Annotated in this window: 29 protein-coding genes; 19 read left to right on the top strand and 10 right to left on the bottom strand. The window is 73.2% G+C overall.

Annotated elements, in window-relative coordinates; genetic code table 11:
• The first annotated feature begins 67 nt into the window (after window positions 1-67).
• Genes NYO98_RS08275 through NYO98_RS08245 form a run of 7 tightly spaced genes read left to right on the top strand, consistent with a single transcriptional unit; the run spans window position 68 to window position 7,224 of the window.
• Entirely contained in the window at window positions 68-517 is a 450-nt protein-coding gene (locus tag NYO98_RS08275) for a hypothetical protein (RefSeq protein WP_268111113.1), read from the top strand.
• A complete protein-coding gene (locus NYO98_RS08270; RefSeq protein WP_268111111.1) occupies window positions 514-1,482 on the top strand; it encodes a hypothetical protein in 969 nt (322 codons plus the stop codon). The genes NYO98_RS08275 and NYO98_RS08270 overlap by 4 nt, the downstream gene beginning before the upstream one ends.
• Complete coding sequence (locus NYO98_RS08265) at window positions 1,479-2,945, top strand: PGAP1-like alpha/beta domain-containing protein (RefSeq protein WP_268111109.1); 1,467 nt, start codon at window positions 1,479-1,481, stop codon at window positions 2,943-2,945. Before NYO98_RS08270 ends, NYO98_RS08265 begins: the two co-directional genes overlap by 4 nt.
• A gap of 16 nt (window positions 2,946-2,961) precedes the next feature.
• Window positions 2,962-3,888, top strand: coding sequence for an ABC transporter ATP-binding protein (locus tag NYO98_RS08260; protein WP_456094054.1), 927 nt, complete (start codon window positions 2,962-2,964; stop codon window positions 3,886-3,888).
• A gap of 11 nt (window positions 3,889-3,899) precedes the next feature.
• Complete coding sequence (locus tag NYO98_RS08255; protein ID WP_268111108.1) at window positions 3,900-4,766, top strand: ABC transporter permease; 867 nt, start codon at window positions 3,900-3,902, stop codon at window positions 4,764-4,766.
• Window position 4,767: 1 nt separating this feature from the next.
• Entirely contained in the window at window positions 4,768-5,568 is an 801-nt protein-coding gene (locus NYO98_RS08250) for an ABC transporter permease (protein WP_268111107.1), read from the top strand.
• A gap of 27 nt (window positions 5,569-5,595) precedes the next feature.
• Window positions 5,596-7,224, top strand: a complete 1,629-nt coding sequence (locus tag NYO98_RS08245) for an AMP-binding protein (RefSeq protein WP_268111106.1) — start codon at window positions 5,596-5,598, stop codon at window positions 7,222-7,224.
• A gap of 10 nt (window positions 7,225-7,234) precedes the next feature.
• Here NYO98_RS08245 and NYO98_RS08240 read toward each other — a convergent pair whose 3' ends face one another.
• From NYO98_RS08240 to NYO98_RS08215, 6 genes are read right to left on the bottom strand one after another with little or no spacing between them, the layout of a single operon-like run.
• Window positions 7,235-8,233, bottom strand: coding sequence for a nucleoside hydrolase (locus NYO98_RS08240; protein ID WP_268111105.1), 999 nt, complete (start codon window positions 8,231-8,233; stop codon window positions 7,235-7,237).
• Entirely contained in the window at window positions 8,230-9,135 is a 906-nt protein-coding gene (locus NYO98_RS08235; protein WP_268111104.1) for a hypothetical protein, read from the bottom strand. The genes NYO98_RS08240 and NYO98_RS08235 overlap by 4 nt, the downstream gene beginning before the upstream one ends.
• Window positions 9,132-9,680, bottom strand: a complete 549-nt coding sequence (locus NYO98_RS08230; RefSeq protein ID WP_268111103.1) for a hypothetical protein — start codon at window positions 9,678-9,680, stop codon at window positions 9,132-9,134. Before NYO98_RS08230 ends, NYO98_RS08235 begins: the two co-directional genes overlap by 4 nt.
• Complete coding sequence (locus tag NYO98_RS08225) at window positions 9,677-10,561, bottom strand: ABC transporter ATP-binding protein (protein ID WP_268111102.1); 885 nt, start codon at window positions 10,559-10,561, stop codon at window positions 9,677-9,679. Before NYO98_RS08225 ends, NYO98_RS08230 begins: the two co-directional genes overlap by 4 nt.
• Window positions 10,558-11,364, bottom strand: coding sequence for a cupin domain-containing protein (locus NYO98_RS08220; RefSeq protein WP_268111101.1), 807 nt, complete (start codon window positions 11,362-11,364; stop codon window positions 10,558-10,560). The genes NYO98_RS08225 and NYO98_RS08220 overlap by 4 nt, the downstream gene beginning before the upstream one ends.
• Window positions 11,361-11,927: an RNA polymerase sigma factor gene (locus tag NYO98_RS08215; protein WP_268111100.1), complete on the bottom strand. Its 567-nt coding sequence runs from the start codon at window positions 11,925-11,927 to the stop codon at window positions 11,361-11,363. The genes NYO98_RS08220 and NYO98_RS08215 overlap by 4 nt, the downstream gene beginning before the upstream one ends.
• 173 nt (window positions 11,928-12,100) lie before the next feature.
• Between NYO98_RS08215 and NYO98_RS08210 the strand changes: the two genes are divergently transcribed.
• Window positions 12,101-12,598 (top strand): superoxide dismutase family protein, encoded by a 498-nt coding sequence (locus NYO98_RS08210; RefSeq protein ID WP_268111099.1) that lies wholly within the window; start codon window positions 12,101-12,103, stop codon window positions 12,596-12,598.
• 18 nt (window positions 12,599-12,616) lie between these two features.
• On the opposite strand, the gene NYO98_RS08205 is transcribed toward NYO98_RS08210, so the two are convergent.
• Window positions 12,617-13,099 carry a GNAT family N-acetyltransferase gene (locus NYO98_RS08205; RefSeq protein ID WP_268111098.1) on the bottom strand — a complete coding sequence of 161 codons (483 nt, stop codon included), beginning with the start codon at window positions 13,097-13,099 and terminating at the stop codon, window positions 12,617-12,619.
• 43 nt (window positions 13,100-13,142) lie between these two features.
• Here NYO98_RS08205 and NYO98_RS08200 point away from each other — a divergent pair, with 43 nt between their 5' ends.
• From NYO98_RS08200 to NYO98_RS08150, 11 genes are all read left to right on the top strand, one after another.
• Window positions 13,143-13,667, top strand: a complete 525-nt coding sequence (locus tag NYO98_RS08200) for a DinB family protein (RefSeq protein ID WP_268111097.1) — start codon at window positions 13,143-13,145, stop codon at window positions 13,665-13,667.
• On the top strand, window positions 13,664-14,284 hold the full coding sequence (locus NYO98_RS08195) for a class I SAM-dependent methyltransferase (protein WP_268111095.1): 621 nt from the start codon (window positions 13,664-13,666) through the stop codon (window positions 14,282-14,284). Before NYO98_RS08200 ends, NYO98_RS08195 begins: the two co-directional genes overlap by 4 nt.
• Window positions 14,281-14,475, top strand: a complete 195-nt coding sequence (locus NYO98_RS08190; protein ID WP_268111094.1) for a DUF3046 domain-containing protein — start codon at window positions 14,281-14,283, stop codon at window positions 14,473-14,475. Before NYO98_RS08195 ends, NYO98_RS08190 begins: the two co-directional genes overlap by 4 nt.
• A complete protein-coding gene (locus NYO98_RS08185) occupies window positions 14,472-15,728 on the top strand; it encodes an MFS transporter (RefSeq protein ID WP_268111093.1) in 1,257 nt (418 codons plus the stop codon). The genes NYO98_RS08190 and NYO98_RS08185 overlap by 4 nt, the downstream gene beginning before the upstream one ends.
• 219 nt (window positions 15,729-15,947) lie before the next feature.
• Window positions 15,948-17,000: a recombinase RecA gene (recA, locus tag NYO98_RS08180; protein ID WP_268111092.1), complete on the top strand. Its 1,053-nt coding sequence runs from the start codon at window positions 15,948-15,950 to the stop codon at window positions 16,998-17,000.
• Window positions 17,001-17,014: 14 nt separating this feature from the next.
• Window positions 17,015-17,770, top strand: coding sequence for a regulatory protein RecX (locus NYO98_RS08175; protein ID WP_268111091.1), 756 nt, complete (start codon window positions 17,015-17,017; stop codon window positions 17,768-17,770).
• A 190-nt stretch (window positions 17,771-17,960) separates the two neighbouring features.
• Window positions 17,961-18,452, top strand: coding sequence for a phosphoribosyltransferase (locus NYO98_RS08170; protein WP_268111090.1), 492 nt, complete (start codon window positions 17,961-17,963; stop codon window positions 18,450-18,452).
• 70 nt (window positions 18,453-18,522) lie between these two features.
• A complete protein-coding gene (locus NYO98_RS08165; RefSeq protein ID WP_268111089.1) occupies window positions 18,523-19,374 on the top strand; it encodes a PPK2 family polyphosphate kinase in 852 nt (283 codons plus the stop codon).
• Entirely contained in the window at window positions 19,371-20,147 is a 777-nt protein-coding gene (locus tag NYO98_RS08160; RefSeq protein ID WP_268111088.1) for a HipA family kinase, read from the top strand. The genes NYO98_RS08165 and NYO98_RS08160 overlap by 4 nt, the downstream gene beginning before the upstream one ends.
• Window positions 20,144-20,530 (top strand): DUF3037 domain-containing protein, encoded by a 387-nt coding sequence (locus NYO98_RS08155; RefSeq protein ID WP_268111087.1) that lies wholly within the window; start codon window positions 20,144-20,146, stop codon window positions 20,528-20,530. The genes NYO98_RS08160 and NYO98_RS08155 overlap by 4 nt, the downstream gene beginning before the upstream one ends.
• Window positions 20,531-20,535: 5 nt before the next feature.
• Window positions 20,536-21,234, top strand: coding sequence for a DNA alkylation repair protein (locus NYO98_RS08150; protein WP_268111086.1), 699 nt, complete (start codon window positions 20,536-20,538; stop codon window positions 21,232-21,234).
• Between the two features lie 4 nt (window positions 21,235-21,238).
• On the opposite strand, the gene NYO98_RS08145 is transcribed toward NYO98_RS08150, so the two are convergent.
• From NYO98_RS08145 to NYO98_RS08135, 3 genes are all read right to left on the bottom strand, one after another.
• Entirely contained in the window at window positions 21,239-21,982 is a 744-nt protein-coding gene (locus NYO98_RS08145) for a sirohydrochlorin chelatase (protein ID WP_268111085.1), read from the bottom strand.
• Between the two features lie 100 nt (window positions 21,983-22,082).
• Window positions 22,083-22,826 carry a phosphoadenylyl-sulfate reductase gene (locus NYO98_RS08140; protein WP_268111084.1) on the bottom strand — a complete coding sequence of 248 codons (744 nt, stop codon included), beginning with the start codon at window positions 22,824-22,826 and terminating at the stop codon, window positions 22,083-22,085.
• Window positions 22,823-22,987, bottom strand: a complete 165-nt coding sequence (locus NYO98_RS08135) for an eL43 family ribosomal protein (RefSeq protein ID WP_268111083.1) — start codon at window positions 22,985-22,987, stop codon at window positions 22,823-22,825. The genes NYO98_RS08140 and NYO98_RS08135 overlap by 4 nt, the downstream gene beginning before the upstream one ends.
• Between the last annotated feature and the right edge of the window lie 6 nt (window positions 22,988-22,993).

Genomic DNA, 22,993 nt, shown 5'->3' with positions numbered 1-22,993 from the left:
CGTGCGTTGCGGCCCGGGCACCCGAACGCCAGGCGCACCACGGCGCCGAGGCGGCAGGAGACGCACCATGTATGGAGACACCGCGGCCATCCGGCGGCTGGCCCGTAAGATGAGCGAGCAGGGTGACGACATCCGGCTCGACGCCGACCGGCTGGTCAGCGCGTCGCGGCTGGTGCTGTGGGACGGCAGGGCCGCACAGGCGATGCGCGAGCGGATGGCGGAGCGAGCCCTTGCCCTGCGCCGGACCGCCGATCGGCACGACGACGCCGCGCGGGCGCTGCGACGCCACGCCGACGAGGTCGACCGGCTCACGGACCTGATCCGGGAGGTCGCGCACCGGGTGCGCGGTCTGGTCGAGGGCGCGCGGGCGCGTCTGGCCGACCTCGCCGGCCGGGTGGCGGACCTCGCCGGGGCGGCCGCTCCCGACCCCCTCGACCAGGCGCTGGCGGAGTTCCGGCCGCCACCCGACGGGCACCGGGACTGGCTCGACGTGCGGGTCCCGGGCGGTGTGCGGTGAGCACGGTCGTGCTCGGAGCCGGCGGCAGCGAGGCCCGGCGGCACACCGCGCCCCCGCGCCGCGACGTGCTCTCCCGGGCGGCGCTGGACCGGCTGGCCGCGCTCACCGGCACGCCGTCCCTGGCCACGCGGCTGCTCGACGGCTGTGCTGCGGACGACGGACTGGGGGAGCGGCTCGGCGCCGCGTCGGACGGTGGACCGGGCGCGGCCGGGAGCGACGCCGCCGACGAGGCCGCCAAGGAGGCACTCGCGTCGGCGGGCCTGCTCGGTTCCGGCATCCTCACCGAGCAGGGACGGGCCGTGCTCGACGTGTGGCACGCCCCGACCCTCGCGGTGGAGCTCGAGATGCTCGTCGCCCTGCCCAGCGGCACGGTCCGGGTGCGCAGCAGGCACCACAGCCGGGGTCGCTGGGTGGTCTGCCTGTCCACCGCGGACGGTGAGGTCTTCGAGCTCAGCCGGCTCGCGGTCGACTCCTGGTGGCTCGAGCTCGCCCGTGCCGCCCACGTCGACACCCGCACGTGGCGTCCCGCTCGCGACACCGCGGGGGCGGTCCCGGACGTCGTCCCGGGCATCATCGAGACGCCGTGGGAGCTCCTGCTTGCGACCGGCGAGACGGTCCGGCGCCGCCGCCACGACCTGCTCGACCAGCTGGTGTCCGACCACGCGGGGACGACCCTCGCCGGCGGTGCCCCCGACGCGGTCCGGGTCGCCGACGACCGCGACGTACGCCGCTGGCTCGAGCGGCTCGAGACCACGTCGCGCGGGCGCCTGCACGCCGCCGTCATGGGGCGCAGCGGGCGCGGACGCCCCGGCGCGGGCGTCGTGGAGTGGGTGCTGCTCCCTGACGGGTGGCGGTCGCTGCGGCCGTTCACCCGCGACGGCTGGACGATGGTGCGCATCGAGCGGAGGGAGGCGGCCGACCTGCCCCGAGAGCTGTCGCTGCTCGCCGCGGAGGTGACCTCGTGAGCGGCGAGGTCCTGCCGCCGATCGAGTCGGTGTCGGGCGGCTCCTACGGCGTCCGGGCCGGCTACGCGCAGATGCTCGCCCTCGCCTCGCGCTACGAGCGGCAGGCCGGCGACCTGGCCGAGATGGCGACGACGGGTGGGCGCGTCATGGCGGACGGCGACCTGCTCGCGTCGTCCGTCCTCTCCCCGCTGTCCTTCGCCGAGGCCGAGGTGCAGGTCCTCGACGCCACCACCGGCGCCGACGGGCTGACCGTGCGGGCGGTCGGGATCGAGGCCGACGCGGTCGGCGTCCGTGCCGTGGTCGCCGCGTTCGTCGCGAGCGACGCGTTCGCACAGCACCTCGGAGAGGCGATCGACACGACCCTGGGGCGGCTGGCGGGGCAGGCGCTGCCGCGCGCCCTCCCGGTGCTGCTCGCGGCCGGAGGGATCACCTACGTCTGGTGGTCGACGCTGTCGCCGCGCGAGCAGGCTGAGGTCGGCGCGCAGCTCACCGACGACCTCGGTCGGCTCGTGCACGACCACCCGGACCTGGCGCAGCACCTCGTCAACAGCGGCGGCGGCCTGCTCGACGGCCTGACAGGCGGGCTGGTCACCGGCAGCGCCGTGCTCACCGGGGCCGGCGACGGGCCCGTCCACGGCGCCACCACCAACGACGCCGCCCGGCTGATGGCCGTGCTGCTCGGCGACGACACGGACGTGACCGTCACCGAGGTTCCGGGGGTCGAGGGTGGGGCGGGCGTGGCGCAGCCCGACAGCCTGCGCAGCCTGGTCGAGCAGCTGTCAATGACCAACGACCTCGACGAGGGTCGCGGCCGGGCCGACCTGCACGGCGCGATCCAGGTGCAGCGCGTCGGCGAGGAGCCGGACGACCGCTACATCGTCTACCTCCCGGGCACCGACGACATGGGTCCGCTGCCGGGCCCGGGAGGCCTGGTCCGCGACATGGAGACCAACCTCCAGCTCATCGGCGGGATGGACAACGCCTACGGTCGCGGCGTGCAGCAGGCGATGCTCGACGCCGGTCTCGAGGGCAAGCAGGTCATGCTCGTCGGTCACTCGCAGGGCGGCATGGTCTCGGCGGCGCTCGCCGCCGACGCCGAGTTCGCCCGCCACTTCACCGTCCAGCACGTCGTGACCGCCGGGGCGCCGACCGCTCAGGTCGAGGCGCTCCCCGCGGGGACGTCCGCCCTCCACCTCGAGAACCGCGGGGACGCCGTGCCGCTGCTCGACGGGGAGGACAACCCCGACCAGCCGCGGCGCACGACCGTCCTCTTCGACGAGGGCACGCACGACGTCGTGGACAACCACTCCCTCGACCACTACGTCAGCGGGGCGGCCGCTGCGGACGCCTCGACCGACGGGTCGATCCGCGACCAGGTCGAGCAGATGCGGGCGGACGGCTTCCTGGGCAGCGGGTCGGGACCGGTGCAGACCTTCGTCCTCGCCCGAAGTGCGAGCAGATGATCTAGGGTCGACGCCTGTGACAGAAGCCATGATCTCGGCACGGGGACTGCGCAAGGCGTTCGGGGACTTCGAGGCCGTCAAGGGCATCGACGTCGAGGTGCGCCGCGGCGAGGCCTTCGGCTTCCTCGGGCCCAACGGCGCCGGCAAGTCGAGCACGATGCGGATGATCGCGTCGGTCAGCCCGGTGAGCTCGGGTGAGCTGCGGATCCTCGGCATGGACCCCGCCACCGACGGTCCCGCGATCCGGGGCCGGCTCGGCGTGTGCCCGCAGGAGGACACGCTCGACAACGAGCTCAACGTGTTCGACAACCTCTACATCTACGGCCGCTACTTCGGCATCGACCGCGCCACCTGCCGCGAGCGCGCCCAGGAGCTGCTCGAATTCGCGCAGATCACGGACAAGGCGAAGGCCAAGGTCGAGGACCTCTCCGGCGGCATGAAGCGCCGCCTGACGATCGCCCGCAGCCTGATCAACAACCCCGACCTGCTGCTCCTCGACGAGCCGACGACCGGCCTGGACCCGCAGGCCCGACACGTCCTGTGGGACCAGCTGTTCCGGCTCAAGCAGGCCGGGGTGACGCTCGTGATCACGACCCACTACATGGACGAGGCCGAGCAGCTCTGCGACCGCCTCGTGGTGATGGACAAGGGCCTCATCGCGGCCGAGGGGTCGCCGCGGCAGCTGATCGACGCCCACTCCACCCGTGAGGTCGCCGAGCTCCGCTTCGGTGTCGGCGAGCACGAGGCGCTGGCGGAGAAGATCGAGGACCTCGGCGAGCGGATCGAGGTCCTGCCCGACCGGCTCCTCGTCTACAGCGACCACGGCGAGGACGTCGTCACGGCCGTGCTCGACCGCGGCCTGCACCCCATCGCCACCCTCGTGCGGCGGTCCACGCTCGAGGACGTCTTCCTGCGTCTCACCGGCCGGAGCCTGGCGGACTGATGGCATCAGACATGGCATCCGACACGGGATCCGACACGGCATCCGGCACGAAGCCCCCGACGACCTCGGCCCGCCCGGTGCGCCCCACCGGCTCGCTCTCGGCGTGGGAGGGCATGGCCCGGCAGTACGACTACTGGCTCACGGTCCTCAAGCGCACGTGGCGCGGGGGAGTGGTGAGCAGCTTCCTGACCCCGCTGCTCTACGTCGTGGCGATGGGCGTCCTGCTCGGCGGGTTCATCGAGGGCGACCCCGACCGGCTCGAGGGCGCGTCGTCCTACCTCGCCTTCGTGGTCCCCGGCCTCGTCGCCTCGCACGCCATGACGATCGCGGTCAGCGAGTCGACGTACCCCGTCATGGGGTCCATCAAGTGGCACAAGACGTTCTTCGCGCAGCTGGCGACGCCGCTGGCCGTGCGCGACCTGGTCAACGCCTACGTCGCGTTCGTGATGTTCCGGGTGGCCTCGGCGTGCGCGGTGTTCATGCTGGTGATCGCGCCGTTCGGCGTCTTCGCGACGTGGTGGGGGCCGATCCTGGCGTGGCTCTCGCAGGTGCTCGTCGGCTTCGCGTTCACCACGCTGGTCTTCTCCTACAGCGCGCGGCTGAAGTCGGAGGAGGGGTTCGGCCTGCTGTTCCGGCTCGGCGTCATCCCGCTGACGCTCTTCTCCGGTGCCTTCTTCCCGATCAGCAACCTGGGGCCGGTGCTGGAGTGGGTCGCCCGGCTGACCCCGTTGTGGCACGGCGTCTCGCTGTCCCGGATGTTCTGCGTCGACCGGATCGACTGGGCGCTCGCCGCGCTGAACGTGACCGTGCTCGTCACCCTCACCGTCGTCGGCTGGTTCCTCGCCGTGCGCAACCTCGACCGCCGGCTGGAGGTCTGACATGGCGCTCGTCGAGGGGATCCCGGCCCCGCTGACGCCGGCCGCGGCCACCAAGGTGCTGGTGCTGCGCAACTACGTCGTCTACAAGGACGCCTGGAAGCTCTTCATCACCGGCTTCCTGGAGCCGGTCTTCTACCTGTTCTCGATCGGCATCGGGGTGGGCCAGCTGATCGACACCTTCGAGTTCCACGGCGAGGCGATCCCGTACGCCGAGTTCGTCGCCCCGGCCATGCTCGCGACGTCCGCGTTCAACGGGGCGCTGCTCGACTCGACCTACAACGTCTTCTTCAAGATGAAGTACGAGAAGCTCTACGACCAGATGCTCGCCACGCCCCTGTCGACCGGTGACATCGCGCGCGGCGAGATCACCTGGGGCCTCATGCGGGGCTCGGTCTACTCCGCGGCCTTCCTCGTCGTGATGGCGCTGATGGGCCTGACGCACTCGTGGTGGGCCGTGCTGGCCCTGCCGGCCGCGATCCTCATCGCCTTCGCCTTCTCCGCGGTCTGCATGGCCGTGACGACGTGGATGACGAGCTGGCAGGACTTCGACAAGATCACGCTCGCGCAGATGCCGCTGTTCCTCTTCTCGGCCACCTTCTTCCCGGTCGAGGCGTTCGGCGACGGCGTGCTGCGCTGGGTCGTCGAGGCCACCCCGCTCTACCGCGGCGTCGTGCTGTGCCGCGAGCTCACCACCGGCGTGATCACGTGGGAGTCTGCGATCTCCGTGGTCTACCTCGTCGTGATGGGCATCCTCGGCCTGCTCGTCGTACGCCGCCGGCTCGACAAGCTGCTGCTGACCTGAGCGGGCTCGCGGGCTAGGTTCGGGAGCATGGCGAGCAGCACGGACTCCTGGACCAAGGGCGAGTCGACCCCGGCACTGCTGGAGGAGACCATCGGCGACAACCTCGCGCGCACCGCCGCGTCGTACGCCGACCGCGAGGCGCTCATCGAGTGTGCGAGCGGCAGGCGCTGGACCTGGGCGGAGCTGCAGGCCGACGTCGACGCCGTGGCGCGCGGGCTGGTCGGTGCCGGCATCGGGAAGGGCGACCGCGTCGGCATCTGGGGGCCCAACAGCGCCGAGTGGACGCTGGTCCAGTTCGCCACGGCGAAGGTCGGCGCGATCCTGGTCAACGTCAACCCGGCCTACCGCACGCACGAGTTCTCCTACGTCGCGAACCAGTCGGGAATGCGGCTGCTGGTCGCGGCGACGTCGTTCCGCACGAGCGACTACCGCTCGATGGTCGACGAGACGGCCGCGGAGAACCGGGCGCTGGAGCGCGTGGTCTACCTCGACGACCAGGAGAGCTGGGGCGGCCTGCTGGCCGACGGCGAGGGCGTGTCCGCCGACGACCTGGCCGCCCGGGCCGCGACCCTCGCGCCGGGCGACCCGATCAACATCCAGTACACGTCCGGCACCACCGGCTTCCCCAAGGGCGCGACCCTGAGCCACCGCAACATCCTCAACAACGGCTACCTCGTCGGCGAGGTGTGCCGCTACACCGAGGCGGACCGCGTCTGCATCCCCGTGCCCTTCTACCACTGCTTCGGCATGGTCATGGGCAACCTCGCCTGCTCCACCCACGGGGCCGCGATGGTGATCCCGGCGCCCGGCTTCGACCCGGCGCTGACGTTGAAGGCGGTCTCGGACGAGAGGTGCACCTCGCTCTACGGCGTCCCGACGATGTTCATCGCCGAGTGGGCGTTGCCCGACCTCGACGGCTACGACCTGTCCTCGGTGCGCACCGGGATCATGGCGGGCTCGCCGTGCCCGGAGGAGATGATGAAGAAGCTCATCGCGGCCGGCATCGACGAGATGACGATCTGCTACGGCATGACCGAGACGTCGCCGGTGTCGACGCAGACCCGCACCGACGACTCGCTCGAGCGCAAGGTGGGCACCGTCGGCCGGGTCTGCCCCCACCTGGAGGTCAGGATCGTCGACCCGGTCACCGGCGAGACGGTCCCGCGCGGCGAGGCGGGGGAGTTCTGCACCCGCGGCTACTCGGTGATGCTCGGCTACTGGGACGACGAGGAGAAGACCCGCGAGGCGATCGACGGCGAGGGGTGGATGCACACCGGCGACCTCGGCGTGATGGACGACGACGGCTACGTCAGGATCACCGGGCGGATCAAGGACATGGTCATCCGCGGCGGCGAGAACATCTACCCGCGTGAGATCGAGGAGTTCCTCTACACCCACCCCGACATCGAGGACGTCCAGGTGGTCGGCGTCCCGGACGAGAAGTACGGCGAGGAGCTCTGCGCGTGGCTGCGGATGCGCCCGGGCAGCGAGCCGCTCGACGCCGACGCGGTGCGCGCCTTCGCGACCGGCAGGCTCGCCCACTACAAGATCCCGCGCTACGTGATGGTCGTCGAGGAGTTCCCGATGACCGTCACGGGCAAGGTCCGCAAGGTCGAGATGCGCGAGGTGTCGACGGCCCGTCTCGGACTGGCCTGAGCTGGCCCGCTCACCCGAAGACGTCGCGGTAGACCTCGTCGAGGGCCGCCGCGTCGAGGCGGGTCACGACGCGGACCGGCCCGTCGCCCGTACGCCGGAGCCGGCCGCGGTCGCCGGTCGTGTCGACAGCCCAGGTGCCCGACTCGGTGGTCGCGGCCGAGCCGTCCACGAAGGTGCCCGCGGTGGCGAGGTCCCAGTACTTCGGGGACTCGAACCCGGGGACGCGCCCGAGCCCGCCGACGACCGGGCCGGCGAGGCCGTCCGGGGCACCGACCGGCACCGGGTCGTCGGGGACCACGGTCACCGGCACGGGGCCGGCCAGCACCTCCGCGAACGGCACCGGGTCGGCCCCGGCGTTCCACTCGCCCACGCCGTCGGCGTGCGACTCGCTGTCGACGGTGCCGGCCATGGTGGTGACGCCGCCCAGCCGGGCGTACGCCGCCGGGTGCTCCCGCAGGACGGCGGCCACCTCGGTCAGGGGTGCCAGGGCGACGACCTGCAGCCCGGGGTGGCGCCGCGCCAGCCGGGCGATGAGCTCGGCCGAGGGCGTGCGCACCGGGGTGAGGTCACCACCGTCACCGCCGCCACCGGCACCATCGTCGCGCCGGAGCCCGCTGTTCATCAGGGCGCCGGCGCCCCACTCGGGCGGGAACATCACGCCGTCCTCGCCGCGGGGCGTGGCTCCGCACGCGACGGGCGGCGGCGCCGTCTCGAGCGCTCGGAAGAAGTCGCCGAGCAGGTCGGTGCCCCGACAGTCCAGCTCGCCGGTCTGCGGCACGGTCACGGCGAGCACGCGCACGTCGGGGTGGCGCAGCAGCAGGGCGAGTGCCGCGAGGTCGTCGGGCGCGAGGTCGGTGTCGACGACGACCGGGACGGCGTCGGGGCTCTTGTCGGCGGCCGGCGCCATCGGGCCGCGGGCGAACACCTCGCCGTCGACGTCGGAGGCCGCGGGGCTGCAGGCGGCCAGGACCGCCACGGCCAGGGGCACGAGGAGCAGGCGCCGCCTCACGGGATCACCACCTGCTGGCCGACGACTCCGGCCACGGCGAGGACCACGCCGGCGGCGAGCAGGACCCGTCGGCCCGGCCGTGGCCAGGCCACGGCGAGCAGCAGCGCCGCGATCCCGAGCAGCCACACGTCGTGCCACCACGCGAGGGCCGCGGACACCCACTGCCGCTCCCACCCGCCGCCGGTGGTGTGGGGCGACCCGACGAGCAGCCAGTCGGACGGGAGGCTGAGAGGGTCGGTCGCGGGTGTGCCGGCCGGGAGGTGGACGGGCTGCACCTGGATCACCGAGAACGGCGTCACGGACGGCATGCCGAAGAGCCAGTAGACGCTGACGACGAACCACAGCACGAAGAGCGCGGGCACCAGCGCCACGAGCCGCGACGTCCGCCGTCCGAGGGCGGCCCCGAGCGCGACGGCCACGAGGGCGAGGACGACGAGCTGGGAGAGCTCGGCGGTGGTGTGGAACGCCTCGGTCGTGCGACCGGGCTCCATGCCGAGCCACAGCCCGCCGAGGTCCCGCTCGCGCCACGCGACCAGGACGGCGTACGCCACCGTCATCGCGACGAGGGGCAGGGCTGCCAGCAGCCGGGCGAGCGTCCGGCGCACCTCGGGGACGGGTGCGGCCGGGGCGACGTCGTGGCGAGCCCGGTGGAAGGGCACGGCCACGGCGACCGAGATGCCGAACAGCAGGGGCGTGACGGCGGGCACGATGCTCTCGTAGGACGAGCCCGGCCACTCGCCCGGCTCGGGCCGGACGGTCCACAGCGCCCAGACGGAGAGGGCCAGGCAGGCCCAGGGCACCGGGTTGCGCAGCATCCGGCGCGCCTCGGTGACGACCAGCGCGCGGGTCACCGTCGCGGGCGCCGACCCGGCGGACACGGGCCTGGCGGTCGTCGTGCTCATCGCCGCCGCCCCGCGATGCAGAGAAGGGTCGCGGCCGCGAGCACCCACCACGGCTCCGTCAGCCACCACCCGAGGACGTCCGAGACGGTTCCACCCGGCAGGAACTGGTGGAGGGCGAACAGCACCACCGGGGTGGATGCCCCCAGCACCACGGCCCGTCGCTGCGGCGCCCACACGGCGACGGCCACGCCGCACGCCATCACGGCGAGCAGCGGACCGGGCCCGGACAGCCGCGCGGTCGTCAGCGAGTCGAGCAGGAACCACACCGCGAGGACCGGCAGCCCGAGCAGGGCGAGGCGCAGGCCCCGACGCTGCATGAGCGACACCGGCACAGCCGAGAGCAGTCCGGCGGCCGGGTCGTGGAGGCCGGAGACGACGGTCGCCGCGAGGCCGGCTGCGGCGATGGCGAGGACGACGTCCGCAGGCCGGCCGGCGGACCGGGCGAGCACGGTCGCAGCGACGAGCACACCCGCGAGGCAGACCGCGGGCGCCCAGCGGATGGCTCGCGCGGTGGGCAGGGCGGCCTGGACCAGCGCGGTGTTCATCGCGTCAGCCTCGTCACGAGCAGGTAGCCGTCGTCGACGGTGGGGACGGCCGGCGAGGCGCCGTCCGGCAGGGTGCCCACGTGGCGGCGCGTGCCGGGGCCGGTCAGCCACGATCGGAGCGCCGTGGGCTCCTCGACGTCGGACTCCCAGACCCGGCCCTCGGCCTCGCCCGCCAGCTCGGTGGGTGTCCCCGACCAGCAGATCCGGCCGCGGTCCATGACGAGGACCTGCTGGCACAGGGCCGCGACCTCGGCGGTGTTGTGCGTCGACAGCACGACGCAGCCGCGGTGCGAGGTCTCGGCGAGGACGGAGCGCAGCGCGATGCGCTGCTCCGGGTCGAGTCCGGTGGCAGGCTCGTCGAGGACGAGGAGCTCCGGGGCGCCGATGAGCGCGGACGCCAGCGCGACGCGCTGCTGCATGCCGCCCGACAGCGCGCGGATCCGCTTGTGCATGACGTCGGTGAGGCCGACGGCCTCGAGCACCGCCACCGCCTCGTGCCGACGCCGGGCCGCGTCGGTCTGCTCCTTGAGGATGGCGACGTAGTCGACCATCTCGAGCGGGGTGAACCCGCCGTAGAGCCGGGGCGACTGCGGGAGGTAGCCGAGCCTGCGTCGCACCTCGGTGCGGGCGCCCGGGTGGGCCGGGTCGAGGCCGAGCAGCGAGAGGGTCCCGCGGTCGGGGGCGAGCACGGTCGCCAGGATGCGCAGCAGCGTCGTCTTGCCGGCGCCGTTGGGCCCGAGGACCCCCACGATGCCTCGTCCGAGGGTCAGGCCCACGTGGTCGACGGCGCGCTGGGAGCCGAACGCCTTGGTGATGCCGGCCGCGCTGATCAGCGTGCCGGTGGGCGCCTGGGTGGCGGCGTCGGTGCGGGTGGTGCTCATGCGGTCCTCCGGTAGGCGACGGTGTCGCGGCGAGCGACGGTGAGGGCGATCGCGGCGAGCGCGACCACCAGGGCGGTGAGCTGGGCGGGAGCCGAGGCGACCAGGTGGCTCACGACGTCGGCGGGCACCCTGCGCGAGGCGGCGGGCCAGGACACGGCCACCGCCCACAGCGAGCCCAGGGTCGCGGCGACGACCGAGGGGTCCAGCCGGGTCGTGCCGGACAGGGCCACCAGCGCGGCCAGCGCGGCACCGGGCAGCAGCCAGCCGAGGGCGATCGCGGTGGGCAGCCCGAGCAGCAGGGCCACTCCGACGCCGACGGGCACGGCAGGCAGGGCCACCAGGACGGCCCGGGCGGCCACGACGCGGAGGCCGGCGGTCGGGGTGGCGAGCGCGAGCTCTCCGGCCGGCTCGGCGTGACGACCGTAGGCGAGCGCCACCGCGGCGAGCGGGGCGACCGGCGCCAGCGCCATGAACACGGGCAGCCGGACGTCGAGCACGGACACGACGACCGGCAGGGTGAGCAGCAGCAGGATCGAGGTGAGCCAGGCGGCACGCAGCCCGGGCGTGGCGAGGCCGAGGCGCAGCAGCGGGTTGGAGCGCGGCCGGTCGATCCGGTCGGCCAGCGCGTCCCAGCGGCGTACGACGTCGCTGCCGGGGGTGGCCGGCGCGAGCGCGGCCATCCGGCGCCGGCACTCGTCGCAGCGGAGCAGGTGTGCCTCGAGCGAGGCGGCGGGGACGGGCGCAGCGGAGCCGTCGGCCCACGCGCGCAGCGCCTCCTCGTCGGCGTGCCAGGTCTGCGTCACAGCAGGGCCTCCCTCAGCTCGGTGCGAGCGCGGCTCATCCGGCTCTTGACGGTGCCGCTCGGGATGCCGAGCAGCGCGGCGGCCTCGCGCGTGGTGAGGCCGTCGAGGACGGTCGCCTGGACGACCGCCTGGAGGTCGGGGGAGAGGCGCGCGAACGCGACGCCCACGTCGCTGTGCTCGACGCGCGCCAGCACCTCCTCCTCCGCGGACGTCGCCGGGCTGCTGCGCAGGTTGCGCAGGCGCTCGAGGACGTTGGCGCGGGGGCGGAGCTGGTGCAGCAGCGACCGGACGGCGATGCCCCACAGCCACGCCGCCACGTCCCCCTCGCCGCGCCACCCCTGCGGCTTGCGCCAGACGGCGAGGAACGTGTCCTGCACGGCCGTGTCGACCAGCGCGCGGTCGGCGCACCGCCGGGACAGGCGGGTGGCCAGCCACGGCTCGTGGCGCGCGAAGAGCTCGTGCAGCGCGCCGCGGTCGGACGCCCCCACGGCGTCGACCAGCTGCGCGTCGCTCCAGGCGGCGTACCCCTGCTCGGGGCTCCAGCCGTCGTGCACCTCTCCCATCACGTCTCCTTGTGGCAGCGACGCCCATGATCGGTTCGCAGGAGTCGTCACGTCTCGCACTGGTCCAGACCGGGCGTGAACCGAACACCCGGTCCGGAGCCACTCCTTCGTGGCGGGCCGTCCCGGTCCGCCGCCGTGCACCTCTCGTGCACGCCGACCCGAGGAGGACCCAGATGTACCGGAAGAGAGCAGGACTGGCGGCGGCGAGCGTGCTGGTCGCGGTGCCGGCAGCAGCCATGGCGGGGGGCGTCGCGGTGGACCACGGCCACGGGCCGACGGTCGTGCACGACACGGCGTACGACCAGATCAGGACGCAGGTGCACGCCTGGTCGTCCGAGGGGACGACCCGCGTCCGCCTCATGGTCACGGGGCTGCCGCCCGGCCGGACGTTCGGCGCCCACGTGCACACCGGGACCTGTGGGTCCGACCCGCTGGCCTCCGGCGGCCACTACCAGCACTCCACCGACCCGAGCGTGCCGCTCGCGCAGCGCGAGGTCTGGCTCGACGTCACCGCGGACGACGAGGGTCGGGGAGTGGCCACGACGACGGTGCCGTGGGCCTTCGCGCCCGGCAGTGCGGGATCGGTCGTCATCCACGCCCTGCCGACCAACGCAGTCACGGGCGCGGCGGGCGCACGCCTGGCCTGCACCACCGTGGAGCTCGGGGGCTGACCTCCTGACCGGGCGGCGTCAGCCCAGCACCTTCTGCCACCAGGCGACGTCGATCCACCGGCCCTGCTTGCGGCCCACCTCACGCATCACGCCGACCTCCTCGAAGCCGCAGGAGCGGTGCAGGGCCAGGCTGCCGGGGTTGGGCAGGGCCACGGCAGCGACGACCAGGTGGACCCCGTCGTCGGCGAGGCGTGCCAGCAGGTCGTCGTACAGGGCGCGGCCGGCGCCGCGTCCCTGCTGCCCGGGAGCGACGTAGACGGTCGTCTCGCGGGTGTGGGCGTAGGCCGGCTTCGGCCGGAACGGCGACGACATGGCGTAGCCGCAGACCACGCCGCCGTCGTCGGCGACGAGGAAGTGGTCGCCGACGTCGCGCAGCTTGGCCTCCCACACGTCCATCGGGCGCGGGTCGAGGTCGAAGGTGGCGTGACCCTCGCGGGCCTCCCGACCGTAGATCTCGGCGACGGCGGGCAGGTCGGCGGGAAGTGCGCGACGGATGTCCATTCCAGACATTGTCACCGCCGGCGGGACTGGTTGGATGACGGCCATGAGCATCACGCCCGACACGAAGGACTGGACCTGGGTGCTCGAGCGGCCGTGCCCGGAGTGCGGCTTCGACGCCTCCGCCCACGACGTGTCGGACCTGCCCGACCTCCTCGTCACGACGGCGTCCGCGTGGGCGCGGGTGCTGGGCGGGGGTGACGTCGCCGTCCGCCCGCGCCCCGGGGTCTGGTCGGCGCTCGAGTACGGCTGCCACGTCCGCGACGTGCACCTGCTGTTCGCCGAGCGCGTGCGCCTGATGCTCGCCGAGGACGACCCCACCTTCGCCAACTGGGACCAGGACGCCACCGCCGTCGAGGGCGCCTACGGCAGCCAGGACCCCGCGACGGTGGCGGCCGAGCTGGTCGAGGCCGCCCGCGCGGTGGCCGCGCTCTACGCCTCCGTGACCGGCGCCGGCCGTGACCGCCGGGGCCGGAGGTCCAACGGTGACGAGTTCACCGTGGAGAGCCTCGGCCGCTACCACCTGCACGACGTCGTCCACCACCTCCACGACGTGGCGGCGCCGAGGTGACCAGCGAGACGGTCCGGTCCTACGACCGCGACGCAGCGGCGTACGCCGCCCGCACCGCGACCGTGCCCGACCCGGTGCGCGCCGACCTGGAGGACCTCGCCGCCCGGATCGGACCGGGCGCTCGCGTGATCGAGATCGGATCCGGGGGCGGCCGTGACGCGCTGCTGATGGAGCAGCTCGGGCTCGCCGTGCGACGCACCGACGTCACGCCCGCCTTCGTCGAGCTGCTGCGCGAGCAGGGCCACGCGTGCGACCGGCTCGACCCCCTGGTGGACGACCTGACCTCACCCGACGGGCCGTACGACGCCGTGTGGGCCAACGCGTCGCTGCTGCACGTCGCACGCGCCGACCTGCGAACGGTGCTGGGCCGCCTGGCCGAGGTGACCCGGCCCGGTGGGCTCCTCCGCATGTCCCTCAAGGAGGGGGACGGCGAGGGCTGGTCCACCCACGGGACGATCAGCGGACCGCGGCACTTCACCTACTGGCGGGCGCCGGCCGTCGAGGTGGTCGTGCGCGCCTCGGGCTGGGGCGACGTCGTGGTCCGGCAGGGCCTCGGGGGCGACCGGGGGGAGACCTGGCTCGAGCTGTCGGCGGTCCGTGATGGGGTGTCGCCATGAGGCACACCGAGTTCTGGGCACGGCTCGACGAGGTCCTGGGACGGGCCTACTCCCGCACCTGGGCTGAGCTCACCGTCGTGCGCGACCTCGACGGCCGCACCACCCGGGAGGCGCTCGACGCAGGCATGCCCCCCAAGCAGGTGTGGGCCGCCGTGCGCCGCCAGCTCGAGCTGCCGGACACCGAGCGGTGACCACCCGGCTCGCCGCCGGCCTGACCGTCGCGGACGTCCAGCGTCGTACGGTCCGCACCCTCGTCGTGTCCCAAGCCGTCGGCGCCGTCGGCGTCACCATCGGCGTCGCGACGGCCTCCCTGCTCGCGCGCGACATCTCCGGCAGCGAGACGATGGCCGGTCTCGCGCAGACCTTCCAGGTCCTCGGCACCGCCGCGGCCGCCTACGGGCTCGCGCGCGTCATGCGCCGCCGCGGGCGACGCGTCGGCCTCGTCGCGGGCTACCTGATCGGCGCGACGGGTGCGGTCCTGGCGGTCGTCTCCGGCGTCGTCGACTCGATGGCGGTCCTGCTGCTCGGGGCGCTCATGCTGGGCGCCACGACGGCCGTCAACAACGGGTCGCGCTACGCCGCCACCGACCTCGCGACCCAGGAGCACCGCGCCCGGGCCCTGTCGCTCGTCGTGTGGGCCACCACGATCGGCGCCGTCGCCGGCCCCAACCTCACCGGGGTGGGCGCGGACGTCGCCCGCTCGTTGGGCGTGCCCGAGCTGACCGGCGGCTTCGCCATCGGCGCGGTCGTCCTCCTCGTCGCCGCCGGGTGGGTGTGGTGGCGGCTGCGCCCGGACCCGCTGCTGCTCGCCCAGGAGACGGCCGGCGCCGTGCCGAGCGCCGGGCCCGAGCCCCGCGGACGGTCGTGGGGCCGGTTCGTCGCCGTGGTGCGCGACGTGCCGGCCATCGGGGCCGCGGTCGTGGCGATGGCCTGCGCCCACGCCGCGATGGTGACCGTCATGATCATGACCCCGCTCCACATGGAGCACGGCGGCGCGCACCTGGAGATCATCGGGTTCGTCATCTCGATCCACGTGCTCGGCATGTTCGCCTTCTCCCCGCTCGTCGGCTGGGCCGCCGACCGGGTCGGCCGGTCTGCTGTCCTGGTCACCGGGGGAGTGGTCCTGCTGGTGTCCCTGGCGCTGTGCGGCCTCTCGCCCCAGGGCACCTCGTGGCAGATCTTCGCGGGGCTCTTCCTCCTCGGCCTGGGCTGGTCGTGCGCCACGGTGGCCGCGTCCACCGTCATCGCCGACCGCACGCCCATCGACGCCCGCACCGACGTCCAGGGCACCTCCGACATGGCCATGTCGCTCACCGCGGCCGGCGGTGGAGCCCTCGCCGGGGTCATCGTCGGCGCGTTCGGGTACCCCGCACTCGCGACGTTCGCAGCACTGCTGGCCGCTGCCGTCGTGGTCGCCGGCACCGTGACCCGCCGGCACTCCTGAGGCGCCCGCGTCGTGCCGTCCGACGGCGGAGAAGCTCGTGTCCGACACGCCGCGCCGGAGCGCGCGTCGAACACCTGTTCGGGCTACTGTTCATGCACAGGTACGACGAGGGGCGAGGTTGTCCACAGCGTTCGACCGTCCTGATCAGGGACTGTCGGTGGCTCGCCCTAGCGTCGCAGACGTACCTCACACGACACGACGACTAGACGGGACACAGCAATGGCTGGAGCAGACCGCGAGAAGGCCCTCGACGCCGCGCTCGCACAGGTGGAGAAGCAGTTCGGCAAGGGCTCGGTCATGCGACTGGGCGACGAGACGCGGGCGCCGCTCGAGGTGATCCCGACGGGGTCGATCGCCCTCGACGTGGCCCTGGGCCTGGGTGGCCTGCCGCGCGGTCGTGTCGTGGAGATCTACGGCCCGGAGTCCTCCGGAAAGACGACGGTCGCCCTCCACGCGGTGGCCAACGCCCAGGCGGCCGGCGGCATCGTCGCCTTCATCGACGCCGAGCACGCGCTCGACCCCGACTACGCCAAGGCCCTCGGTGTCGACACCGACGCGCTGCTGGTCTCCCAGCCCGACTCGGGCGAGCAGGCGCTCGAGATCGCCGACATGCTGATCCGCTCCGGCGCCCTGTCGCTGATCGTCATCGACTCGGTGGCCGCGCTCGTGCCCCGCGCCGAGATCGAGGGCGAGATGGGCGACAGCCACGTCGGCCTGCAGGCCCGCCTGATGAGCCAGGCGCTGCGCAAGATGACCGGTGCCCTCAACAACTCCGGCACGACCGCGATCTTCATCAACCAGCTGCGCGAGAAGATCGGCGTGATGTTCGGCTCGCCGGAGACCACGACCGGTGGTCGCGCCCTGAAGTTCTACTCCTCGGTGCGCCTCGACGTGCGTCGCATCGAGACGCTCAAGGACGGCACCGACATGGTCGGCAACCGCACCCGCGTCAAGGTCGTGAAGAACAAGGTGGCTCCGCCGTTCAAGCAGGCCGAGTTCGACATCATGTACGGCAAGGGCATCAGCCGCGAGGGCGGTCTCATCGACGTGGGCGTCGAGGCGGGCCTGATCCGCAAGGCCGGCGCCTGGTACACCTACGAGGGCGACCAGCTCGGCCAGGGCAAGGAGAACTCGCGCAACTTCCTGCGCGACAACCCCGACCTCGCCAACGAGATCGAGAAGCTCATCCTCGAGAAGCTCGGTGTGACTCCTGCCGTCGACAAGCCCGGCGACGACCTGAGCGACGAGCCCATCGGGGTCAACGACTTCTGAGCGAGCAACCCGCGATGAGCGACGAGACCCGTCCCGCGCCCGACTGGGTCGGCGACGTCGCGCTCGGAGTCGAGGCGTGGGTGGGGAGCACCCCACCCACGCCCACCGAGCAGCGTCCGCCCCGTCCGGGCGGTGGAGGTGACGCTGGTCGTCGCGACGGGCGCGCGGGTGGGAGGAAGGGCAAGGCCGGCAAGGGCGGCCGGAGCCGGACCCGCACCTGGGAGGAGCGCGAGGCGGCCAGGCTCGCGCGGGAGGAGGCTGCGGCCGCCGAGCTCGAGGCCGATCCCGAGGCCGTCGCCCGCAAGATCCTGCTCGACACGCTCACCGGGCAGGCACGCTCGCGCAAGGAGCTCGCCGACAAGCTGGCGAAGCGGGGCGTGCCCGACGACCTCGCCGGCCAGCTCCTGGACCGGTTCACCGAGGTCGGCCTGATCGACGACGCCGCCTACGCCCGCCAGTGGGTCGAGAGCCGCCACCGCAGCCGCGGGCTGGCGCCGCGCGCGCTGGCCCAGGAGCTGCGCCGCAAGGGCATCGACGACGAGGTCTCGAAGACCGCGCTGGAGCAGATCGACGACGCCGACCAGCGGGCCGCGGCCCGGGCGCTCGTCGACAAGAAGCTGCGCTCGATGCGCGGTCTCGACCACCAGGTCGCCACCCGCCGACTGGCCGGGCTCCTCGCCCGCAAGGGCTACGCCGCCGGGCTCGCGTTCTCGGTGGTCCGCGAGGCGCTCGGTGAGGCGGACGACGACGAGGGGCACCCCGACTTCTGAGGCCAGGCCGGCCCCGCCGCGGTGCCGTCCGCTGGCCCTTTCCCTCGGTCGGGTCGGCCGGCGTGCTGCGTCATACGAATCCGCACCTATGGGGTCGGGTTCGCATGACGCTCGGGTCGGTCCGCGGGGTCCGGGGGGTGAGGTCGGGTCGCCCTTCCGACGCGCGTCGACCTCTGGTGGGATGGTCCCCGTGAGCAGCGAGCGCGAGGTCCTCACGTACGACCTCTTCGGCACGGCCACCCGCGAGCTGGCGCAGGAGGTGGCCGACTCGGGCTTCCGTCCCGACATGATCCTGGCGATCGCGCGCGGCGGACTGGCCCTCGGCATGGGGCTGGGCTACGCTCTGGCGGTCAAGAACATCTCGGTGGTCAACGTCGAGTTCTACACCGGCGTCGACCAGCGCCTCGACGTCCCGATCATGCTGCCGCCCACGCCCGCGGCGATCGACCTGTCCGGCCTCAAGGTGCTCGTCGCCGACGACGTCGCCGACACCGGTCGCACCCTCGAGCTCGTGCACGCCTTCTGCGAGGGTCACGTCGCCGAGGCCCGCACAGTCGTGATCTACGACAAGCCCCAGTCGGTCATCCGGCCCGACTACTCCTGGCGCACGACCGAGCGCTGGATCGACTTCCCGTGGTCGGTGCTGCCGCCGGTGGTCGACCCGAACGCCCTCGGGCACTGATCAGAGCCGGCCTGCGCGTCGACCCGACGGCGTACGTCCCGCGCCGGCGGCGGTGGGCCATGATGACCCCATGAGCCCAGCCATCCGCGACGCGCTCCGCCTTCCCACGGGCCCCGTCGACCTCACGGCCATCGAGACCGACGCGGCGCCCGGCTTCGACGGCGGCAAGTCCGACGGCCAAGCGGCCCTCGCCGAGATGGGTGCCGAGCTCGCCGACCTGCAGGAGCGGCTCTGGGCCGAGCGGACCGTCGGGTCCGAGCGCCGCGTGCTGCTCGTGCTGCAGGGCATGGACACCAGCGGCAAGGGCGGCGTGCTCCGCCACACGATCGGCCTCGTCGACCCGCAGGGCGTCCGCATCACCAGCTTCAAGGCGCCCACCGAGGAGGAGAAGCAGCACGACTTCCTCTGGCGCATCGAGAAGGCCCTTCCCGGCGCCGGCTACATCGGGGTCTTCGACCGCTCGCACTACGAGGACGTCCTGATCGCCCGGGTCCGCAACTTCGCCGACGCCGACGAGCTCCAGCGTCGCTACGGCGCGATCAACGACTTCGAGGCCCGGCTCGCCGACGAGGGGTTCTCCGTCGTCAAGTGCATGCTCCACATCAGCGCCGACGAGCAGAAGGCGCGACTCGCCGAGCGGCTGGCCAACCCCGAGAAGCACTGGAAGTACAACCCCGGCGACCTCGACGAGCGTGCGCTGTGGCCGGCCTACCGCGATGCGTACGAGATCGCGCTCGAGCACACCAACACCGAGGTGGCGCCGTGGCACGTGGTCCCGTCCGACAAGAAGTGGTTCCGAAACCTCGCCGTCGGCGACCTCCTGCTCGAGACGCTGCGCGGCCTTGACCTGGAGTGGCCGCCCGCCGACTTCGACGTGGCCGCCGAGACCGAGCGCCTGGCCGAGGAGACGCCGGTCCAGTGACCTCCTCCGGCCTCCCCAGCGTCACTGTCACCCGCTACGTCACGCCCCTCCGCGAGGGCGGGAGCCTGCCCGGGGTGGTGGAGGGCGACGACCTCGGCACCTACGTCTGCAAGTTCCGCGGCGCCGGTCAGGGCGCCAAGGTCCTCGTCGCAGAGGTGATCGTGAGTGCCCTCGCCACCCGTCTCGGCCTCCGCACCCCGCGCCTCGTCGTCCTCGACCTCGACCCGGAGCTCGCCCGCTACGAGGCCGACGAGGAGGTGCAGGACCTGCTCAACGCCAGCGTGGGCCCCAACCTCGGCATCGACTTCCTCCCCGGCTCGTTCGGCGTCGACGGTCAGGTCACCGCGGCCGACGACGAGGGCGCCCGCGTGCTGTGGCTCGACGCCTTCACCGCCAACGTCGACCGCTCGTGGCGCAACCCCAACCTGCTGCTCTGGCACGGCGACCTGTGGGTCATCGACCACGGCGCGTCGCTCTACTTCCACCACGGCTGGCGATCCGGCGTCACCGACCCGGCGAAGTTCGCTGCGCAACCGTGGGACGTGGCCGGCCACGTCTTCGAGGAGTGCGCCGGGCGGGCGCGCGAGCTCGACGAGGAGATCGCGGCACCTCTCGACCGTGACGTGTTCGTCGAGGTGCTGGCCGAGGTCCCCGACGTCTGGCTCGAGCCGGTGCCCGGGGCGGAGTCGCCGGACGAGCTGCGCACGGCGTACGTCGACTTCCTCGTCGCGCGCCTCGGCACCCGCCAGTGGCTCCCGGGGGCGATGCGATGACCGTCACCAGGCTGGCCTACCAGTACGTCGTCCTCCGGTGCGTGCCGCGCCCGGAGCGTGAGGAGTTCGTCAACGTCGGTGTCGTGCTGCACTGCCAGGCCACCGACTTCCTCGACGTCTCGTGGTCGGTCGACGCCGACCGCCTCCGCGCGCTCCACCCCAGCATCGACGTCGACCAGGTGTGCGACGCCCTCACGTTCACCGACTGGGTGTGCCGCGGCGACGAGCGCGGCGGCGAGGCGGCACGGCAGTCGCTCGGCCAGCGGTTCGGCTTCCTCAAGGCGCCCCGCAGCACCGTGCTCCAGCCCGGACCCGTGCACGGCGGGCTCACCGGCGACCCGGCGCGCCAGCTCGAGCACCTGCGCGAGCGACTGGTGGGCTGACGCCGGTGACCTACGTCGGTGCCGTCCGTGCCGCCCTCGCGGGGGCCGGCGACCCCCGACGAGCCGCGCAGCAGCAGGCCTACATGAAGTCCGCGCTGCCCTACGTGGGACTCGGCTCGCCGGCGCTCAAGGCGTTGCTGCGCCCCCTGCTGGTCGAGCACCGCTTCGTCGACCGGGCCCAGTGGGAGGCAGCGGTGCTCGAGCTGTGGGAGGACGCCGAGCACCGCGAGGAGTGGTACGCCGCGATCGCGCTCCTGCGGCACCAGGCCCACCGGGCCTGGCTCGACCCCGACCTGCTCCCGCTCCTCGAGCAGCTCGTCCGCACCGGCGCCTGGTGGGACGTCGTCGACGAGATCGCCGCCCACCCCGTCGGCCAGGTCCTCCTCGACCACCGCGCGGACGCGACACCGGTCATCGAGCGGTGGTCGGTGGACGACGACACCCTGTGGGTCCGACGTACGGCGATGCTCGCGCAGCTGCGCCACGGCGAGCACACCGACACCGACCTGCTGGCGCGGGTGCTGGTCGCCAACCTGGACGACACGGCGTACGGCCGCGAGTTCTTCGTGCGCAAGGCGCTCGGCTGGGCGCTGCGGCAGCACGCACGCACCGACCCGGACTGGGTCCGCTCCTTCGTCGCGACGTACGACGACCGGCTCAGCGGGCTCTCCCGACGCGAGGCGCTCAAGCACCTCGCGTCGTGAGGAGTCAGACCGGGACGAGCTCGACGGCGCCCACCGCGTAGCGGGCGAGGATCGCGCGGGCGACTGCAGGGTGGGCTCCGAGCGGGTCGGAGACCGCCACGGCACCGGCCTCGACGGCCAGCTCGGTCGCGCGGTCGGGCAGCCGGCCGGGCGCGAGGAAGAACGACGCGACGGCGATGTGGCGCTTGCCCTCCGCGCGGAAGGCGCGCACCGCCTCGCCGGCGGCCGGGGGAGCGGCCGAGGCGAAGGCCGCGGTGACCGGCAACCGGTGCCGCGCGCCCCACGTGCGGGCGATGCGCGCGACGGCCTGGTTGGCGAGCGGATCGGAGGAACCGGCAGCGGCGAGCACCAGCGCGTCGAGCTCGCGGACCCGGGCGGCCTTGAGCGCCTCGCGGAGGCGGACGTCGAGCACCTCGAGGAAGGCGGCCTCCATGCCGAGGATCCGGCTGGCCTGGATGCGGACGCCCTCGTGGCGGGCCATGGCCGCCGCGATGGCCTCCGGCACGTCGACCTTCGCGTGGTAGGCCTCGGTGAGCAGGAGCGGGACGACGACGATCTCGTCGTGGCCGGCCTTGACCAGACGGTCCACGACCGTGTCGAAGCTCGGCTTGGAGAGGTCGAGGAAGGCCGTCTCGACCTTGAGGTCGGGGCGCATCGCCTTGACCTCGGCGACGAGCGCCTTGATCGTCGCGGCCGAACGCGGGTCCCGGCTTCCGTGGGCCAGGGCAACCAGAGCAGGAGCAGCCATCAGGGGTGCCTCCGATCGTGTGTGGTGCGGTGGTGCTGCAGGTGGGCGTGCTGCGGGACGACGGCGTTGTCGCCCCGGTGGAGAACGTCGTGGGGTGACCTCATGCGTGGATCCCGCACTCGGTCTTGGAGGTGCCGGCCCAGCGCCCGCTGCGCGGGTCGTCACCGGGGGCGACGCGGCGCGTGCAGGGCCAGCAGCCGATGCTGGGGTAGCCGTCGTGGACGAGCGGGTTCACGAGCACGCCGTTGTCGAGGACGTACTGCTCGACCTGCTCGTCGCTCCACCGGGCCAGCGGCGAGACCTTGACCTTGCCCTTGCGGGCGTCCCAGCCGACGACCGGGGCGATCACGCGGTTGTGGGTCTCGGCGCGGCGCAGGCCGGTGGCCCAGGCGTCGTAGTCCGCGAGGGTGTCGGCGAGCGGCTTGACCTTGCGCAGCGCGCAGCAGAGGTCGGGGTCGGTCTTGTAGAGGTCCTTGCCGTACTGCGCGTCCTGCTCGGCGACGGTGAGCGAGGTGCTGACCGTGCGCAGGTTGACCGGCAGGGTGGCCTCGACCGCGTCGCGGGTGCCGATGGTCTCGACGAAGTGGTAGCCGGTGTCGAGGAACACCACGTCGATGCCCGGGGCGACCGTGGAGGCGAGGTGCGCGAGCACCGCGTCGCCCATCGAGGAGGTGATCGCGAACCGGTCGCCGAACGTGGCGACGGCCCACTCGATGATCACCTCGGCCGGGGCGAGCTCGAGCTCGGCACCCACGTGGGAGACGAGCTCGCGGAGCTCCTCCGGCGTCCGTCCCTCGGTGTGGGTGCCCTTGAAGTCGCGGGCGGCCCGCGTGGAGAGGCTCATGAGGTGCTCCCGTCCGTGCCGGGGTGGGGGATCATCCCGGTCATCTGCACGGTGAAGCTGCGCAGGCACGAGCGGCACTCCCAGGCACCCGCACCCTCACGGGGGAACAGGTTCTCGTCCCCGCAGTAGGGGCAGTGGAAGGGCTGTGCTCGTTCAGACATGGGATC

The organism is Nocardioides pini, assembly GCF_026712185.1.
GTDB classification, from domain to species: Bacteria; Actinomycetota; Actinomycetes; order Propionibacteriales; family Nocardioidaceae; genus Nocardioides; species Nocardioides pini.
The sequence above is the reverse complement of the archived record's forward strand: the minus strand, read 5'-3'. Positions and strand labels throughout refer to the sequence as shown.

Excerpts from the sequence above, each read along its gene's own strand:
- NYO98_RS08255 (WP_268111108.1), top strand. The coding sequence starts at position 3,900 with ATGGCATCCGACACGGGATCCGACACGGCATCCGGCACGAAGCCCCCG.
- NYO98_RS08200 (WP_268111097.1), top strand. The coding sequence starts at position 13,143 with ATGAGCATCACGCCCGACACGAAGGACTGGACCTGGGTGCTCGAGCGG.
- NYO98_RS08210 (WP_268111099.1), top strand. The coding sequence starts at position 12,101 with ATGTACCGGAAGAGAGCAGGACTGGCGGCGGCGAGCGTGCTGGTCGCG.
- recA (WP_268111092.1), top strand. The coding sequence starts at position 15,948 with ATGGCTGGAGCAGACCGCGAGAAGGCCCTCGACGCCGCGCTCGCACAG.
- NYO98_RS08275 (WP_268111113.1), top strand. The coding sequence starts at position 68 with ATGTATGGAGACACCGCGGCCATCCGGCGGCTGGCCCGTAAGATGAGC.
- NYO98_RS08205 (WP_268111098.1), bottom strand. The coding sequence starts at position 13,099 with ATGGACATCCGTCGCGCACTTCCCGCCGACCTGCCCGCCGTCGCCGAG.
- NYO98_RS08215 (WP_268111100.1), bottom strand. The coding sequence starts at position 11,927 with ATGGGAGAGGTGCACGACGGCTGGAGCCCCGAGCAGGGGTACGCCGCC.
- NYO98_RS08250 (WP_268111107.1), top strand. The coding sequence starts at position 4,768 with ATGGCGCTCGTCGAGGGGATCCCGGCCCCGCTGACGCCGGCCGCGGCC.
- NYO98_RS08225 (WP_268111102.1), bottom strand. The coding sequence starts at position 10,561 with ATGAGCACCACCCGCACCGACGCCGCCACCCAGGCGCCCACCGGCACG.
- NYO98_RS08155 (WP_268111087.1), top strand. The coding sequence starts at position 20,144 with ATGACCGTCACCAGGCTGGCCTACCAGTACGTCGTCCTCCGGTGCGTG.
- NYO98_RS08145 (WP_268111085.1), bottom strand. The coding sequence starts at position 21,982 with ATGGCTGCTCCTGCTCTGGTTGCCCTGGCCCACGGAAGCCGGGACCCG.
- NYO98_RS08190 (WP_268111094.1), top strand. The coding sequence starts at position 14,281 with ATGAGGCACACCGAGTTCTGGGCACGGCTCGACGAGGTCCTGGGACGG.
- NYO98_RS08140 (WP_268111084.1), bottom strand. The coding sequence starts at position 22,826 with ATGAGCCTCTCCACGCGGGCCGCCCGCGACTTCAAGGGCACCCACACC.
- NYO98_RS08165 (WP_268111089.1), top strand. The coding sequence starts at position 18,523 with ATGAGCCCAGCCATCCGCGACGCGCTCCGCCTTCCCACGGGCCCCGTC.
- NYO98_RS08235 (WP_268111104.1), bottom strand. The coding sequence starts at position 9,135 with ATGAGCACGACGACCGCCAGGCCCGTGTCCGCCGGGTCGGCGCCCGCG.
- NYO98_RS08245 (WP_268111106.1), top strand. The coding sequence starts at position 5,596 with ATGGCGAGCAGCACGGACTCCTGGACCAAGGGCGAGTCGACCCCGGCA.
- NYO98_RS08135 (WP_268111083.1), bottom strand. The coding sequence starts at position 22,987 with ATGTCTGAACGAGCACAGCCCTTCCACTGCCCCTACTGCGGGGACGAG.
- NYO98_RS08175 (WP_268111091.1), top strand. The coding sequence starts at position 17,015 with ATGAGCGACGAGACCCGTCCCGCGCCCGACTGGGTCGGCGACGTCGCG.
- NYO98_RS08230 (WP_268111103.1), bottom strand. The coding sequence starts at position 9,680 with ATGAACACCGCGCTGGTCCAGGCCGCCCTGCCCACCGCGCGAGCCATC.